This is a genomic window from Stenotrophomonas sp. EMP41 (assembly GCF_047495535.1).
Lineage (GTDB): Bacteria > Pseudomonadota > Gammaproteobacteria > Xanthomonadales > Xanthomonadaceae > Stenotrophomonas > Stenotrophomonas sepilia.
Window position 1 is genome coordinate 1,193,246 of the sequence record NZ_CP179923.1, and the last position, 13,804, is coordinate 1,207,049.

General features: G+C 65.4%; 16 protein-coding genes, 4 tRNA genes and 1 riboswitch. Of the genes, 13 read left to right on the forward strand and 7 right to left on the reverse strand.

The genetic code is table 11. From position 1 onward, the window contains the following. Window positions 1-4: 4 nt before the first annotated feature. Window positions 5-454 (reverse strand): hypothetical protein, encoded by a 450-nt coding sequence (locus ACMGRF_RS05440; protein WP_049414481.1) that lies wholly within the window; start codon window positions 452-454, stop codon window positions 5-7. A 133-nt stretch (window positions 455-587) separates the two neighbouring features. Between ACMGRF_RS05440 and ACMGRF_RS05445 the strand changes: the two genes are divergently transcribed. The 5 genes from ACMGRF_RS05445 to ACMGRF_RS05465 all read left to right on the forward strand — a co-directional run bounded on the left by ACMGRF_RS05445 (window position 588) and on the right by ACMGRF_RS05465 (window position 2,544). Next, window positions 588-663 (forward strand) — tRNA-Gly (locus tag ACMGRF_RS05445). Between the two features lie 141 nt (window positions 664-804). Continuing rightward, window positions 805-880, forward strand: a tRNA-Gly gene (locus ACMGRF_RS05450). 66 nt (window positions 881-946) lie between these two features. Next, window positions 947-1,020, forward strand: a tRNA-Cys gene (locus ACMGRF_RS05455). Window positions 1,021-1,141: 121 nt separating this feature from the next. Further along, window positions 1,142-2,056, forward strand: coding sequence for an ADP-ribosylglycohydrolase family protein (locus ACMGRF_RS05460; RefSeq protein ID WP_111191262.1), 915 nt, complete (start codon window positions 1,142-1,144; stop codon window positions 2,054-2,056). 218 nt (window positions 2,057-2,274) lie between these two features. After that, window positions 2,275-2,544 (forward strand): hypothetical protein, encoded by a 270-nt coding sequence (locus tag ACMGRF_RS05465; RefSeq protein WP_005415995.1) that lies wholly within the window; start codon window positions 2,275-2,277, stop codon window positions 2,542-2,544. Window positions 2,545-2,566: 22 nt separating this feature from the next. On the opposite strand, the gene ACMGRF_RS05470 is transcribed toward ACMGRF_RS05465, so the two are convergent. Beyond that, window positions 2,567-3,643, reverse strand: a complete 1,077-nt coding sequence (locus ACMGRF_RS05470) for an alpha/beta hydrolase family protein (protein WP_134708894.1) — start codon at window positions 3,641-3,643, stop codon at window positions 2,567-2,569. A 186-nt stretch (window positions 3,644-3,829) separates the two neighbouring features. On the opposite strand from ACMGRF_RS05470, the gene ACMGRF_RS05475 reads away from it, so the two are divergent. Continuing rightward, a complete protein-coding gene (locus ACMGRF_RS05475) occupies window positions 3,830-4,663 on the forward strand; it encodes an AraC family transcriptional regulator (protein ID WP_049414277.1) in 834 nt (277 codons plus the stop codon). Window positions 4,664-4,666: 3 nt separating this feature from the next. On the opposite strand, the gene crcB is transcribed toward ACMGRF_RS05475, so the two are convergent. Continuing rightward, window positions 4,667-5,059, reverse strand: coding sequence for a fluoride efflux transporter CrcB (gene crcB / locus ACMGRF_RS05480; protein WP_049414276.1), 393 nt, complete (start codon window positions 5,057-5,059; stop codon window positions 4,667-4,669). 81 nt (window positions 5,060-5,140) lie between these two features. Then, a riboswitch (Fluoride riboswitch) is annotated at window positions 5,141-5,204 on the reverse strand. 22 nt (window positions 5,205-5,226) lie between these two features. Further along, entirely contained in the window at window positions 5,227-5,628 is a 402-nt protein-coding gene (locus ACMGRF_RS05485) for a helix-turn-helix domain-containing protein (RefSeq protein WP_005415999.1), read from the reverse strand. Window positions 5,629-5,739: 111 nt separating this feature from the next. Between ACMGRF_RS05485 and ACMGRF_RS05490 the strand changes: the two genes are divergently transcribed. Both ACMGRF_RS05490 and ACMGRF_RS05495 read left to right on the forward strand, forming a co-directional pair. Continuing rightward, window positions 5,740-5,943 (forward strand): hypothetical protein, encoded by a 204-nt coding sequence (locus ACMGRF_RS05490; protein ID WP_014646673.1) that lies wholly within the window; start codon window positions 5,740-5,742, stop codon window positions 5,941-5,943. Between the two features lie 359 nt (window positions 5,944-6,302). Next, window positions 6,303-6,539 carry a hypothetical protein gene (locus tag ACMGRF_RS05495; RefSeq protein ID WP_005416001.1) on the forward strand — a complete coding sequence of 79 codons (237 nt, stop codon included), beginning with the start codon at window positions 6,303-6,305 and terminating at the stop codon, window positions 6,537-6,539. Window positions 6,540-6,548: 9 nt separating this feature from the next. On the opposite strand, the gene ACMGRF_RS05500 is transcribed toward ACMGRF_RS05495, so the two are convergent. Continuing rightward, window positions 6,549-7,598, reverse strand: coding sequence for a 4Fe-4S dicluster domain-containing protein (locus ACMGRF_RS05500; protein WP_134708893.1), 1,050 nt, complete (start codon window positions 7,596-7,598; stop codon window positions 6,549-6,551). Beyond that, window positions 7,595-7,882: a hypothetical protein gene (locus ACMGRF_RS05505; protein WP_099488513.1), complete on the reverse strand. Its 288-nt coding sequence runs from the start codon at window positions 7,880-7,882 to the stop codon at window positions 7,595-7,597. Before ACMGRF_RS05505 ends, ACMGRF_RS05500 begins: the two co-directional genes overlap by 4 nt. Before the next feature lie 179 nt (window positions 7,883-8,061). Here ACMGRF_RS05505 and ACMGRF_RS05510 point away from each other — a divergent pair, with 179 nt between their 5' ends. After that, window positions 8,062-8,502, forward strand: a complete 441-nt coding sequence (locus ACMGRF_RS05510) for a group III truncated hemoglobin (protein ID WP_262224124.1) — start codon at window positions 8,062-8,064, stop codon at window positions 8,500-8,502. A 44-nt stretch (window positions 8,503-8,546) separates the two neighbouring features. Continuing rightward, complete coding sequence (gene hemN, locus ACMGRF_RS05515; protein WP_100477872.1) at window positions 8,547-9,956, forward strand: oxygen-independent coproporphyrinogen III oxidase; 1,410 nt, start codon at window positions 8,547-8,549, stop codon at window positions 9,954-9,956. Window positions 9,957-9,977: 21 nt separating this feature from the next. On the opposite strand, the gene ACMGRF_RS05520 is transcribed toward hemN, so the two are convergent. Beyond that, window positions 9,978-10,064, reverse strand: a tRNA-Leu gene (locus tag ACMGRF_RS05520). A gap of 131 nt (window positions 10,065-10,195) precedes the next feature. Here ACMGRF_RS05520 and ACMGRF_RS05525 point away from each other — a divergent pair. From ACMGRF_RS05525 to ACMGRF_RS05535, 3 genes are all read left to right on the forward strand, one after another. After that, window positions 10,196-10,630, forward strand: coding sequence for a BLUF domain-containing protein (locus ACMGRF_RS05525; RefSeq protein ID WP_049414266.1), 435 nt, complete (start codon window positions 10,196-10,198; stop codon window positions 10,628-10,630). A gap of 142 nt (window positions 10,631-10,772) precedes the next feature. Then, window positions 10,773-12,059: a nucleotide sugar dehydrogenase gene (locus ACMGRF_RS05530; protein WP_049438824.1), complete on the forward strand. Its 1,287-nt coding sequence runs from the start codon at window positions 10,773-10,775 to the stop codon at window positions 12,057-12,059. Between the two features lie 55 nt (window positions 12,060-12,114). Beyond that, window positions 12,115-13,737: an FMN-binding glutamate synthase family protein gene (locus tag ACMGRF_RS05535; protein ID WP_049414263.1), complete on the forward strand. Its 1,623-nt coding sequence runs from the start codon at window positions 12,115-12,117 to the stop codon at window positions 13,735-13,737. The last annotated feature ends 67 nt before the right edge of the window (window positions 13,738-13,804 follow it).

The following is a 13,804-nucleotide window of genomic DNA, read 5'->3' on the forward strand; positions in this document are numbered from 1 at the left end:
GCCTCTAGCGCTGCGGCGGGGGAGTCTGTGGTGACCCACGCCGCCAGAGCGCCCGCCATGCGCTCACCGCCGACACCCCGCACAGCGCCAGCAGCAGGCCCACGTCCAGCAGCAGCAACCACAGCAGGTGCATGCCTTGTACCGGCGGCTGGTGCATCGCCGACAGCATCCACGGTATCGACCACACCAGCAGCAGGGCGAAGGCGATCAGCAGGCGCAGCCACAGGCGTTTGAGTTTCCACGGGCGCACGATCAGCGCCGCCACCACCAGTTCAACCGTGCCCAGCAATGCGAACACGATGACGGTGCTGGTCGGATAGGGCAGCTGGGCGCCCTCCAGGCGATGCAGCAGCCAGTAGTCCGGAGTGAAGCCAGCATTGACCAGTGCGGTGATCAGCGCCAACCAGGTCAGCGCGACCAGCAACCAGAACAGGCGGACGTAGCGTCTCGGCATCGGCGGTGTCCGTGCTTGGGCAGGGCAGCGTAACCCAGTGCGGACGCCGGTGACCGCATGATGTGAAGACTGTTGACGGCGTGAAGGAATTTGGACACAATAGCGCTCCTTCGACGCAGGTCGAACGGAATCTGCGGGAATAGCTCAGTTGGTAGAGCGCAACCTTGCCAAGGTTGAGGTCGCGAGTTCGAGTCTCGTTTCCCGCTCCAGATTCTACAGGGCCCCGGTAGGGGCCTTGTTTTTCTCCCGCCCTGCAAGGCGGGGCACGTTGGGCCACAAGCCTTTACGCGCAGTCAGAAAGGTGAAATCGCTGGTGTGTTTTCCGGATTTCTGGTAGCATGTCGGCTTACGCGGGAATAGCTCAGTTGGTAGAGCGCAACCTTGCCAAGGTTGAGGTCGCGAGTTCGAGTCTCGTTTCCCGCTCCATGTTCCGACAGGCCCCATCTTGGGGTTTTGTCTTGTCAGGGCTACGTTCCTGGCGCGCAGTACGTTGGCCTCATGGCAGAGTGGCTATGCACCGGATTGCAAATCCGTTTACAGCGGTTCGATTCCGCTTGAGGCCTCCAATTGAAAAGCCCTGACTCCGGTCAGGGCTTTTTTGTTGGCTGCGATCGCTTTCCCGCTCGCGCGATCATTGCGCGGCCTGGCAGTCAGTCATGGTGGATGCGGTGGCGCTACACTGGTCCGATGAACCAGATTGATCACTTCCGCGGCGCCTTGCTCGGCCTCGCGTGCGGCGATGCCGTTGGTACCACGCTGGAGTTCAAGCCTCGTGGCAGCTTCACCCCGATCACCGACATGGTCGGTGGTGGGCCGTTCCAGCTGCAGCCTGGGCAATGGACCGACGATACCTCCATGGCGATGTGCCTGGCCGAGAGCCTGGTGCGTTGTGACACCTTCGATGTGCACGATCAGATGAACCGCTACGCCAACTGGTACCGGCATGGGTACTGGAGTGCGACCGGCGAGTGCTTCGATATCGGGATGGCAACGCGAGCTGCGATCGACCGGTTCCTGCAGGATGGCCATCCGCTGGCGGGTAGTGACGACCCGCGCAGCGCTGGCAATGGCTCGATCATGCGTTTGGCGCCGGTGGCATTGCGCTACGCCGGGACCCCCGACCTGCAGGCCATGGCCGCGCTGAGTTCGCGAACGACGCACGCTGCGCAGGAGTGCCTGGAGGCGTGCCGCTTGCTGGCGGTCGCGCTGGAGCGGGCGTTGGCAGGTGGCACCCGTGACGCGGTGCTGGATCTCAGCAATGTCCCCGTCGAGAGCGCGCGGCTGCAGCAGATCGCGGCGGGCGGCTACCGCGGTGCCGCGCGTGAGCAGATCCGTGGCAATGGCTATGTTGTCGACAGTCTGGAAGCTGCACTCTGGTGCTTTGATCGCCACGACACCTTTGAAGCCGTCGTACTCGAGGCGGCCAATCTTGGCGAGGACGCCGACACCACGGCCGCCATCGCGGGGCAGCTGGCGGGCGCATTCCATGGTGCGCGCGGAATCCCCGGGCGGTGGTTGCAGCGGCTGGCCCTGCGTGCCGAAATCCAGGCGCTGGCCGATGCGCTGCACGCCCTGAACCAAAGCATCGCCCACACCGCATAAGGCGGATTCAGTTCCTGTGAACTGCGCCGGCAGGGCGCTCTCTGCCGTCGCCAGTTCCGAGGCCGCGCTGCATCACCTGCAGCAGTTCGCCACGCCCCGGTCGCCAGTCTCAGCCGGCCACGACATGGAAAGGCGCTATGGTCGAGTTCCACGTCTCAGGGAGCCGCAATGGCGAGCAAGGACATCACGCTTCGCTCCAGCCACGGAGCGATACGGAAATGAGCAAAGTCACGGCAGATGTGCGCTGGTTGACCTTCCGCTTGAAGAACGGGCAATCCATTGGCCCGGATCGGCTGAAGGACGGATGGGTCATCGCCTCGGAAACCGCCCGCTGCGGGGTGCGCCGCGAGCATATCGAAGGGTCGGGCCTGGTGTATGCCCTGTATGCGCCGGCCAACCTGGCCTCACCACGGCGCGCGGAAATGCGCATGCGCGAGTTCCTGATGAGCTCGGGCTATACCTTCACGATGGGCACGCTGGGCGGCTGAGCTGCGCGCGGGCCGCGATTGCTCAACGCTGCGCGGCCTTCAACGCCTCGATGATCTGCGCGCCGGAGAAGCCACAATGGCCTTCGCCAACGGGCGGCAGCACCTGTGGCAGCGGACGGGCGCCCGCCCGTGCGGCCGTCCGCGGATACACCGTCTGCATGCGCGGCACGATCGTCGGGTCGTTGTTGTTGAACTGGATCACCAGCGGTCGCCTCAACGCACCGCTCAATGCCAGCTCCCTGCGGACAGCGGCCTGCGCGGCAGGCACGGCATCGACACGTTGCACGCCGGCATTGAACACCATGTCGTCACCGAAGCCGCTGTAAGCCACACCTCTGTTGCCCACCGGCATGCCGCCACTGCGCGTGGCCAGCTCGTGCAGGACCAGTGCATGCAGGCTGATCGTGCCGGCCAGTGCATCAGCGGACACCTGCAGCCGCTGTGCCAGCAACGCGGCATGTGACGGGCTGCGTTGCAGCGCATTGGAGATGCCTTGGTACAGTTCGCCCTGTGGCAGCGCCGCCGCTTCGCGTGAGAGCAGTCCCGCACCCGGCAGGCCTTCGGCCCCGGCAAAGAAGTAATCGAAAGCGACCAGCGTGGTCAGCAGATCACTCGCGATCTGTTCGCCACTGAGATTGGCGCCGCATAGCGACACACCGCCGGCGTAGTGTTGCGGGAACCGCTCGAGGCTGGCGAGGGTCACGGCGCCGCCCATCGAAAATCCCAGCATCCAGACATGGCGCACATGCTTGAGTTCAGCCACTGCATGCCGGCGCAGGCGTTCCATGTCGGTGATCGCATCGGCCACCGCCCAGCCCTGGCTGCCATAGGCGCTCTGCGCGACGGCGTAGCCTGCAGCCAGCAGTGGCGCGGTGCCGTCATTGGCGGCCATCGGCGTAGCACGTGGCACGCCTACCGGCTCGTAGCCGTGCGCCAGCATCACCAGGTCACCGTTCCAGTCAGCCGGAACGTCCAGGCGCCACGGGGCCCTCTGCAGTTCGCCACTGAACGTGCGCGGTGATGCAGCGGGTGCGGCCATCACCTGTGTCGCTGGGAATAGCAGGGTGAGGGTGAGGGCACATCGTAGCAAGCGACACATCACGGGCATTCCATCCGGGAATGGCGTCAGCTTAGGCCCCGCCAGCAGCCTGCGCGCGCTGCACTGCCGCAGGAAGGACGGGCTGGGGGGAGGGGGGCCGCTGCCCGAGTCGATCACGTCCGATACGTGAGGATTCCGATACGATGTGTCGCCTTGATCTCTTTCTACTTTACCCAGGGTCCCGTCATGGTCGACCGGCTCGCCATTCTGCTTGAACGCTTTGCGGTCACCGCCTCGGTGTTCCATGCCGGCGCGCTGTGCGGCATCAACTCGCTGGCGGGCGAGGATGACGCCGGGCAGCTGCACCTGGTGCGACGTGGCCCGCTGCAGGTCAGCCATGGCCAGCAGACCGTCCAGGTCGAGGTGCCGAGCCTGCTGCTGTACCCGCGCCCGATGCCGCATCGGTTCAGCACCGATCCGCAGCACGGCGCCGACATGGCCTGCGCCAACCTGCATTTCGAGGGCGGGCGGCTCAACCCGATCAGCGCGGCGTTGCCCGATTTCATCTGCCTGCCGCTGGCCGATCTGTACGGCGGCAACGCAGCGCTGGAGCTGCTGTTCGAGGAAGCCTTCGAGCAGCGCTGCGGGCGTGCGGCGATGGTCAACCGGCTGTTCGAGGTGGTGATGATCCAGGTGCTGCGCCAGCTGATGGAAGGGGGTGAAATGCGTGGTGGCCTGTTTGCCGGGCTGGGCCATCCGCGGCTGCGGCTGGCGCTGGTGGCGATGCATGAAGCGCCCGCACAGTCCTGGACTCTGGAAGACCTGGCCGAGGTGGCCGGCATGTCACGCAGCGTGTTTGCTGCCAGTTTCCGTGAGGCGATGGGGACCACGCCCGGTCAATACCTGCAGGGTTGGCGGGTGGGCCTGGCGCAGCAGGCACTGCGCCAGGGCAGACCGCTCAAGCGGATTGCCGACGATGTGGGGTACGGCAGCGAAGCCGCGCTGTCGCGTGCATTTAAGGCGCACACCGGGCAGTCGCCGCGCGAGTGGCGTGGGCAGGCCCGCGCCGGCGCGGCCTGAGCCTCAGCCCAGCAGCAGCCGGGCCAGTTTCATGCCGCCGAACAGGCCGACCAGGCCCAGTGCCACCGAACCGCCGGCGTACAACGCTGCCAGGCCGTGCTGGCCGCGCTGCAGCAGCACACCGATTTCCAGCGCATAGGTGGAGAACGTGGTGTAGCCACCGAGAACGCCGGTGGCCAGCAGCAGGCGCAGCTGCGGCGAGGCGCCATTGCGCAGGGCGAAGGCTTCGACCAGCACGCCCATCAGCAGTGCGCCGCTGATGTTGATCAGGAAGGTCGACCATGGCCACGGGCTGCCGACTGATACCCGCGCACCGATCAGGTTGCAGGCATGGCGAAGGCAGGCGCCGAGCCCGCCGCCGATGAAGACCAGCAAGTAGTTGTTCAATGCGTGCATCACGTGCCTCGGGTACGGGTTCGCTGATTCGATGGCGAACGCCGAGGGCAGGCACGGCCTGCCATCGACGAACGCCGGTTCGTCCTGGCAGGAGCCATCAGCCCTTTCAGGCGGTTATCGGGGGAGCCCCATCCCCATCGGCGACCATGCTACCAGTGGTAGTGCATTCACGTCATCGAGGTCGTCAGCACCCGGATGACCTTGCTGCGGCTGAAGCCGTCCATCAGCAGTTCGAAGGCCAGCAGGTCCAAGGCCGCGTGGCGGCGATGGTCGATCTCCAGGCCCTTCTCTTCCACCAGATGGCTGACCAGTTCGTAGGCGTCCTGCCAGACATCCAGATGGGCCTGGCTGGGGATATAGGTATTGCCCCGCTCACCGACGCCAAGCCCGCTCACGCCATACAGCAGTTCACGCGCGTCCAGCTTGGCCGCATCGGCGATGCGGAACAGCTGTTCGGCCTTCACATGGGCGGGGCTGACATGGTCGTTGAGCCAGTTGCTGATGGTTGCCGTCGTCGAATCGGCGGCGCGGGCCAGATCGGCCGGGCGAGGGTGCCCGGCTTTCTTCATGGCAATGGCGAGTCGTTGGCCGAGAGTATTCATCTATGCAAGCCAGCTTAACGCGTGGATCGCAAAGATCCCTTGTTCCAAGAATAAGTCTGGTTAACAGAAGGACCGACCGTGACCGAATTCTGGAGCAAGGGGCAGGTGCGCACCCGGCTGGGTTTCCGGACCGATGCCGAACTGGCGCGCTTCTTTGGCATAAGCCGATCTGCAGTGTCGCAATGGCCCAAGGATTTCCCGATTCCTGCGTTACGCCAATACATCCTGCATCAGCGCTATCCCAACCTGTTCCCGGCAACTGAGGCTACGCAGGGCGAATAAGCCTCAACTGCGCCGCCGTTTGTCGCATATAGCACTCTAAACAGCATTTGCTAAGTATGCTTAGCAATATTGGAAACTTCGATGGAACGGGGCTGGCCCATCGATGGCGCCTACCAAAGCGGAGCCGGGGAAATCGGGGCAGTGTGTCGGGTCCGACCCATCCGGGTACCCCGTCTCCCCGTATGTGGTTTCGTGAACGATTAATAATTTCAATCACGAAAGTCGCGGCATGTAATTGACCTGTCGTGAAATCTATGACTAATTGGGATCAACCGGACGTGAAGCCCGGGAGTCTTTCAGTAGCTCGCAAGTGAGTCGGTAGACCGTCAACGATGCAGAACAAGTCCAACGGAGGTCGTATGGAATACGGCATGCATGGCTTGGCTGAACGGGTACGCCGCGAACTGGAAGCCAGTTATCACAAACACGGATGCGGTCCGGCGTTCTGGGATACCTACCAGCAGGTGCTGGACCGCCTGGTCCCGCAGGGGACCGAGCGTACCGAAGTCACCAATGAAATGGCGCTGATCATCGAGCAGCTGGGCATCGTCCGACGTGCGCAGCTGGTGCCGCCGCACGCCAACGGGCCGCGTTGATCCGTTGATTCAAAGCAGGCGCCAGGCGCCGCAGGCCAACAGCGCCAGCAGCATCGACAGCAGTGCCAGGGTCCGTGGTCGCCACCATTGCCGCGGTTGCCCGGCCATGGCCTGCGGACTGCAGTAGCGCACCAGCCCCGGGCCGAAACCGGCCTGGTGCTGCTGCCGCGAGCAGGCTTCCAGGCAGGCGCCGCAGGCCAGGCAATCGGCCTGAGGTCCCTGGCGGATATCCAGTTGCATCGGGCAGGCGCTGACACAGGCAGCGCAATCGGTGCAGTCGCCCAGGCGGTCGGCGCTGAAGGTGGGCATCGGTCCGGCCAGCATCGGATGTGCAGCGCGGAACACGTAGTCCTGTGCGGTGGTCGGATCGAGCAGGCCACGGCCGCGTCCGAGCACGCCCCCCAGCCCCGGCGGACGCATGCCGCGCGGTTCGCCGCGGCGCGCGTCGTACAACATGCGTGGTGTATGCGGATCGGTCAGCAGCGGCTGCAGGCGCGCGAACGGGCACAGCGAACGGCACACCTGCTCACGCAGGAAACCAGCATTGCCCCAGGTGGCGGCGGCATAGAACAGCACCCAGAACGTTTCCCAGCCGCTCCAGCCGGCATGCGGCGCGGCGGCCACCAATTCTTCGATCGGGCTGAACAGGCCGACGAACGTCATGCCGGTCCACAGCGACAGCAGCCCCCATGCCACCTGGGTGGCAGGGCGCACGGCGGGTGCTGGCAAGGCCCGGGCCATGGCGCGCGCAATCCAGTCGAAGGCGCGGCGCCATAGCGTCTGCGGGCAGGCGTGGCCGCACCAGATGCGGCCGGCGAGGTGGGTGAGCAGCGCCAGGCCCACCGCCAGCACCGCCAGCAACCCGATCAGCACGCCTACATCGCCGGGCCACAATGTCCAGCCAAACAGGTCAAAGCGCCGCGCGTTGATGTCCAGCAGCAGGGCCTGCCGCCCATTCCAGCGCAGCCATGGCAGGGCATAGAACAGGGCCAGCAAGAGCATGCTGAGCGTGCCGCGCCAATGCCAGTGGCGTGGGATTCCGGTGCAGGGCGTACTCATCCCAGCGGCAGCTCGTCGTCGTCGTCGCTTGGCATCGGTCGCTGCAGGTACCAGGTGACCGCGCTGGACAGTGCGGTCACCGACCAGAACATGAAGAATCCTGCCGTATAGCCCAGTTCGCGGCTGATCGCCGTACCCGGAAAGCTGATCGCCTGCAGACGCAGCGGGTCGACAAAGGCGAAGAACACCACGCTGGCCAGGCCTGCAGCGATGAAGCTGGGCCAGAGGATGGCGCCCCAGTGGTGGATCAGCTGCTGGCGGTGGCTGGGAGAGGGTCTGTTCATGCTGTCCCGGATCGGAATGAGGGCGGCGCGTATACTCCGCCGAGGCTGGCGCAGCATCCGCAGGGCATGCTTCCTGCAGGAATGCCAGACTAGGTGCAGCGGACTGCGCCGACATTGATCTGGATCAACGGCGGTGCCGGCCGGCTACGGCACACTGCCGGCAAGCTTTGGGTGCCCCGATGAACGCAATAGCCCCGCCTGTCCTGCCCGTCGCCTCGCCCGGGTTGTGTACTGAGCAGGAAGTAGCCCGCCTGGTCCACGACTTCTATGCGCGCGTGCGCGAGGAAGAGCGGTTGGGGCCTGTGTTCGAGGCACACGTCCACGACTGGCCGGAACACCTGGCGCAGCTGGTCGATTTCTGGTCGGCAATGCTGCGCGGCACGCGCCGCTTCAAGGGCTCGCCTATGTCCAAGCACATGGCCATCGAGTTGGACAAGGACCTGTTCGACCGCTGGCTGGTGCTGTTCCGGATCACCACCGCCGAGTGCGGCAACCCGCCCATGCAGGCGCTGGCCAACGACGTCGCCGCGCGCATCGGTGACACCTTCTGGAAGCGCTACCAGATGCTGCGCTGGCCGCAGGTCGGCCTGCCGGTGCTGGGAATCCCCACCCGCGATTGATCTGGGTCAAGGCGGTCGGGTCCGCCCGGCGCGATGCTGGCGGCATGGACACGTTCTCTCCCGCCGCCGGCGGTCTTGCCTGGACCTTCGACCCCGACCTGCTGCGCCGGCATGACCGGCCGGGGCCGCGCTACACCTCGTATCCGACCGCGCCTCATTTCCACGATGGCTTCGATGCGCCGGCACTGCGCCAGGCAATCGCCGACAGCAACCAGCTGGCCCGCGCGCTGTCGCTGTACGTGCATGTGCCGTTCTGCTCCAGCCCCTGCTTCTACTGCGGCTGCAACCGGGTGATCACCCGCGACCGCGGCCGTGGCCACAGCTACGTCGCGCGCGTGCTGGCCGAGGCCGACCTGCTGGCGCCGCAGTTCGAGGACGGCCGTGAGGTCATCCAGCTGCACCTGGGCGGGGGCACGCCGAACTTCCTCGAGGCCGAGGCGATGACCACGCTGGTGGAAGGACTGCGCCGGCGCTTTGATTTCAGCGATTCGCCGCAGCGTGATTTCTCGATCGAACTCGACCCGCGCTTCATCGATACCCGCGATGTCGCCATGCTGGCACGGCTGGGCTTCAACCGCGCCAGCCTGGGCGTGCAGGATTTCGACCCACAGGTACAGGAAGCGATCAACCGCGTGCAGGGCGTGCAGCAGACGCTGGACATCCTGCAGGCCTGCCGCGACAGCGGCATGCGTTCGGTCAACGTCGACCTGATCTATGGGCTGCCGGGACAGAGCCTGGAAGGGTTTGGCCGCACCCTGGAACGGGTGCTGGCATTGCGCCCGGATCGCCTGGCGGTGTACGGCTACGCACACCTGCCGCATCTGTTCCGCGCACAGAAGCAGATCGACGAACGCCGCTTGCCTTCGCCGGAAGACAAGCTGGCGCTGCTGGGCCTGGCGGTGGAGAAGCTCTCTGCGGCCGGCTACCAGTACATCGGCATGGATCACTTCGCATTGCCGGAAGAAGATCTGTCACGTGCGCAGCGCGCCGGGCAGCTGCATCGCAATTTCATGGGCTATACCACCCACGCCGATACCGATCTGCTTGGCCTGGGCGTGAGTGCGATCAGCCACATCGGTGCCACCTACAGCCAGAATCCGCGCGACCTGCCTTCGTGGGAGGATGCCGTGGACCAGGGGCAGTTGCCGGTGTGGCGCGGCGTGGCGCTCAGCGCCGACGACCAGCTGCGCGCAGAACTGATCCAGCAGCTGATGTGCCAGGGCGAAGTGGATGGTGCGGTGCTGGGCCAGCGCCATGGCGTGGATTTCGAGCAGTACTTCGCCGAAGACCTGCGTTCGGTGCAGCGGCTGCAGGAAGATGGCCTGGCCGAGTACCGTGACGGTGTAGTGCGCGCCAGCGAGCCTGGACGGCCGTTGCTGCGGCTGCTGGCGATGTGCTTCGACCCGTACCTGCGTGCCGCCTGCGAGCAGCCGCGCTACTCGCGTGCGATCTGACGTTCGTCGTGAAAAGTGCGATGGTGCCCGGAGCCGGAATCGAACCGGCATGGGGTTGCCCCCGGCGGATTTTAAGTCCGATGCGTCTACCAGTTTCGCCATCCGGGCCTGCAGCGCGGCGCCGATTGTAGCCCAGCTGCAGCATCCCGACCGGATTGCAGTGGAGCGGCGGTGTGCTTAACTGTCGCTCCCATTCATGTCATAGTCCAGAGCATCGTTCCCAGGGGGGGAGCCACCCGATGTCGCTGCACGCGATTGCCTATGCCAGCGAGGCCCGCGCCGACCTGCAGACAACCGATCTTGACCGCCTGCTGGCCGATGCCACGGCATTCAACCGAGTAGCCGGTGTCACGGGTGTGCTGATGTTCGATGGCAGCCGTTTCCTGCAGTACCTGGAAGGCCCGGAGGATGGCATCGATTCGGTGTACCAGCGCATCGCCAATGCGCGCAGCCATGGACAACTGAAGGTGCTGTGCCGCGCGCCGGTGGCGCAGCGGGCATTCCCGCGCTGGTCGATGGGGACCCGGCGCATTGATGCGGACCTGCTGGTACAGATCGTCGACGCCTCATGGCCGGGCTTCGTGCTGGGCAGCGGTGGCTTCGAGCGGCTGCTGCAGGCCTGGACCGGCGCCGATGGTGAATTGGAGCCGGCCGCGGTCGCACTGGGCTCCTGACCCTCCTTGGCGGCCGGGCACCCGGGCCGTTAGGCTGTAGCCTTTCTGGCATGGATCTTCCCGGAGTGGCAAAGCGAATGAGTAGGTCGGCCATGCTCATGGCAGTACGCATGCGATTTCAGCCGTTGCATGGGATGCGGCGTTGAGCGCGCCGCTTGCGGCAGCAGCTTCGCCGCGCTTCGCGGTGATCGGGCTGGGCTACGTGGGCCTGCCGCTGGCGGTGGCCTTCGGCCGGCACTGGCCGACGCTGGGCTTCGACATCGATGCTGATCGCATCGCCGAGCTCCGCGACGGCCAGGACCATACGCTGGAAATGGAGGCCGATGAGCTGGCCAGTGCACAGCAGTTGCAGTACGGCAGCGATCCGGCATTGCTCGATGCCTGCAATGTCTACATCGTTACCGTGCCGACCCCGATCGACGCCTATGAGCAGCCTGATCTGGAGCCGCTGCGTTCGGCGACGCGACTGATCGCCAGCCACCTGCGTGCGGGTGACCTGGTGATCTACGAATCCACGGTGTACCCCGGCACCACCGAAGAGGTCTGCGTGCCGCTGCTGGAGCAGCTTTCCGGGCTGCGCTTCAACGAAGACTTCTACTGTGGTTACAGCCCGGAGCGGGTCAGCCCCGGCGACCGCCAGCGGCGCCTGGCCGATATCCGCAAGATCACCTCGGGGTCGACACCGGAAGTGGCTGCGGTGATTGATGGCCTGTACCAGCGCATCATCGCCGCCGGTACCTTCCCGGCGCCGTCGATGCGTGTGGCCGAAGCGGCCAAGGTGGTGGAGAACATCCAGCGTGACGTCAACATCGCGCTGGTCAATGAGCTGGCGCTGATCTTCGACCGGCTCGGCATCGACACCCAGGATGTGCTCGACGCGGCCGGCAGCAAATGGAACTTCCTGCCATTCCGGCCGGGCCTGGTCGGCGGCCACTGCATCGGCGTGGACCCGTACTACCTGCTGCACAAGTCAGAGAGCGTGGGTTACCACCCGGACCTGATCCACACCGCGCGGCAGGTCAACAACCGCGTCGGTGAGCATGTGGCGTCGCGTGTGCTGGCAATGCTGGCCGAACGCGGCCGCGCACCTGCGCAGTCGCGTATCCTGGTGCTGGGCGTGACCTTCAAGGAGGATTGTCCGGACCTGCGCAACAGCCGTGCGCTGGAACTGGCGCAGCGCCTGCGTGATGGCGGCGCACAGGTGGAGGTCAGCGACCCGTGGGTCGGCCCGGCGGCCTTGGCCGACGCGGGCGTGCACTGGCTGGCCGAGCCGGTGGCGGGGAGTTACGACGCCGTAGTTCTGGCGGTGGCCCATGCCCGATTCAAAGCCATGGATGACGCCGCAATCCAGGCGCTGCTGGCGCCCGGCGGCATCGTCTACGACGTGAAATCGGCCTGGCCGCGCAACGTGGTTGACGGTCGCCTGTAAACGCCGGTGATGGCCGGCGCGGTAGACTCGCAGGCAGTTGCAACCAAGGAACGCCATGCACCGGTATATCGTCTACCTGCTCGCCATCCTGATGTTTCCCATCTGCCTGTGGTTGGCCACGATCTGGCCGGCCTGGTACTGGGGCGTCGGCCTGACTGCCGCGATGGTGGCGCTGGGGACCTGGGATCTGCTGCAGAAGCGCAGCACGCTGCGCCGCAACTATCCGGTGATGGCGCATTTCCGCTATGGCCTGGAATCCATCGGCCCGGAAATCCGCCAGTACTTCGTGCAGAGCGACCTGGAGGACGTGCCGTTCTCGCGCCAGCAGCGTGCGCTGATCTACCAGCGCGCAAAGAACGAAATGGACACGGTGCCGTTCGGTACCCTGCGCAGTACCTATGCGGTGGATTACGAGTGGATCAACCATTCGCTCGCTCCCACCTCCATTGCCAAGCATGATTTCCGCGTCCTGATTGGCCCGAACTGCGCCAAGCCTTATTCGGCCAGCGTGTTCAACATCTCGGCGATGAGCTTCGGTTCGCTCTCGGCCAACGCGATCCGCGCATTGAACGAAGGTGCGCGGCGCGGTGGCTTCTACCACGACACCGGCGAAGGTTCGATTTCGCCCTACCACCGCGAGATGGGCGGCGATCTGGTCTGGGAAATCGGATCGGGCTACTTCGGCTGCCGTGACGAGAAGGGTGGTTTCAGCGAAGAGCGCTTCGTCGCCAACGCTACCCACGACCAGGTCAAGATGATCGAGATCAAGCTGTCGCAGGGTGCCAAGCCGGGCCACGGCGGCGTGCTGCCGGCACCAAAGGTGACCGCCGAAATATCGGTGACCCGTGGTGTTCCGATGGGCGTGGACTGCGTATCGCCGTCGCGTCACTCGGCATTCTCGACGCCGGTCGAACTGTTGCAGTTCGTGGCCCGGCTGCGCGAGCTGTCCGGTGGCAAGCCGGTCGGTTTCAAGCTGGCCATCGGCCACCCCTGGGAATGGTTCGGCATCGCCAAGGCGATGCAGGAAACCGGGCTGCTGCCGGACTTCATCGTGGTCGATGGTGCCGAGGGAGGCACCGGCGCGGCACCGGCTGAATTCGTCGATCATGTCGGCGTACCGATGCATGAAGCACTGCTGCTGGTGCACAACACCCTGGTCGGCCTGGATCTGCGCGAGCGCATCCGCATCGGTGCCGCTGGCAAGATCACCAGTGCGTTCGACATCGCGCGCACCATCGCGCTGGGCGCCGACTGGTGCAATGCCGGCCGAGGCTTCATGTTCGCGCTGGGCTGCATCCAGTCGTTGAGCTGCCACACCGACAAGTGCCCGACCGGCATCGCGACCCAGGACCCGGCGCGCTGGAAGCATCTGGATGCACCGGACAAGGCCACCCGTGTGTACAGCTATCACGAGCACACGCTGCATGCCTTGAAGGAACTGTTGTGCGCGGCGGGCCTGAACGATCCTGCCGAGCTGGGGCCGGAGCACATCCTGCGTCGCGTGTCGCCGGTGGAAATCCGTTCGCTGGCGTCGCTTTACCGCTACCTGGAGCCGGGCGAGCTGCTGCACACGGTGCCCGACCATGCGGTGTTCCATGCATTCTGGGCCGATGCGCGCAGCGACTCGTTCCAGCCGCCGCCGAAGATCCAGGCTCTGCGCGCCAGCAAGTCGCGGTAGCGTGACCTTGTAGAGCCGAGCCCATGCTCGGCTGCTTCTCTCATTGCGAGGTCGGAACAAAGAACAG